This window comes from Helicobacter salomonis, assembly GCF_900197775.1.
GTDB classification, from domain to species: domain Bacteria; phylum Campylobacterota; class Campylobacteria; order Campylobacterales; family Helicobacteraceae; genus Helicobacter; species Helicobacter salomonis.
Window position 1 is genome coordinate 1 of record NZ_FZMA01000049.1, and the last position, 1,192, is coordinate 1,192.

Here is a 1,192-nt window from a genome sequence, read left to right on the forward strand (position 1 = left end):
GGTGAGGGGCGGTTCACTTACTGCCTGCACAAGAGTATTTTGTGCGTCTTCTACAAGCTGTTTCTCTCGCGCATGATGATGTGCTACCCATCAGCGGGTTTGTAGGTCTCTTGGGTTAGAAACTAGCCTTGCAGACTATACATAGCAAAGTCTTTCTCAGTTCAGAAACGCTAGTTTGAAGTTAGTTAGGAAGCTTCTCTCTTTAGGGAGTGGCGGTTCACAAGTAGTCATCCCCTTGATCTGCATGATGATGAAACTGATAGACACCCTAGGGAGATATTCAATCATGAGGTGTAGATGGTCTTTGTCGGTTTGCCTTGCTATGATGATAAAATCTGAACTTTCCTCTATCTCCTCAAGCACAGACTTTATAAAAATAGCCACATCGCCTACGAGTAACTTTTTTCTGTATTGACACACTAAAATCAAATGGGCTTTTAGATTGTAGTTGCTCTTGTTGATAGTTTTTCATAGCTCTGTGCCTTAAAAATATTTTAAAAATTATGCTATAGCCATGCAAAATACTTAAGGCGTGGGGAATTGCTTAAAGCAATAAAGTTTAGGATTTATCCTAGTGTTGAGCAAAAAGCACCGATGCAGTTACATTTTGGCTGTGCTAGGGTGGTCTATAACTACTTTTTAGTATACCGCCAAAAGCAATACGCGTCATCGCATTAGAGAAAATTACTTCAGCATGCAAAAGGTGCTCACCCCCCTTAAAAAGCAAGAGGCTTACTCTTATCTTAAGTGAATGCAACTCTCAAAGCTTGCAAATGGCACTCAGGCAACTGAGCACAGCTTTTGATAAATTCTTTTCTAAGTTAGCAAATTACCCTAATTCAAGTCTAAAAGCATGCCAAGCAGGTTTTCTGTGTCCTGCAACACTTAAGAGTGGATTTGCAAAATAACCAAAATAATCAAGTCAAACTACCCAAATTCAACGAAACTACCAAAACTAAATTCCACAGATTTTTACCTAAAAGCTCTACTATCAAGCAGGGGTTTATCTCTTGCATTACAGATATACTATCTTTCTGTAAGCTATGAAGATAATAAGCCTGAACCTAAACCCATAACTATCAAAAAAGCCGTGGGTTTAGATATGGGTTTAGAGTCTCTAGTCATAGCCAGCAATGGCGTGTTCTACCCATATAAAAAGTTTTTCCAAAATCTACAAACTAAACTCACTAAA

1 protein-coding gene and 1 pseudogene are annotated in these 1,192 nt (G+C 38.8%); one reads left to right on the forward strand and one right to left on the reverse strand.

Translation table 11 applies throughout. The features are described 5' to 3' along the window. Positions 1-222: 222 nt before the first annotated feature. A pseudogene (gene tnpA / locus C6H04_RS07185) lies at positions 223-462 on the reverse strand (IS200/IS605 family transposase); the annotation flags it as partial. A gap of 132 nt (positions 463-594) precedes the next feature. Between tnpA and C6H04_RS08215 the strand changes: the two are divergent. Further along, positions 595-678 (forward strand): helix-turn-helix domain-containing protein, encoded by an 84-nt coding sequence (locus C6H04_RS08215; RefSeq protein WP_233711886.1) that lies wholly within the window; start codon positions 595-597, stop codon positions 676-678. Positions 679-1,192 lie beyond the last annotated feature (514 nt).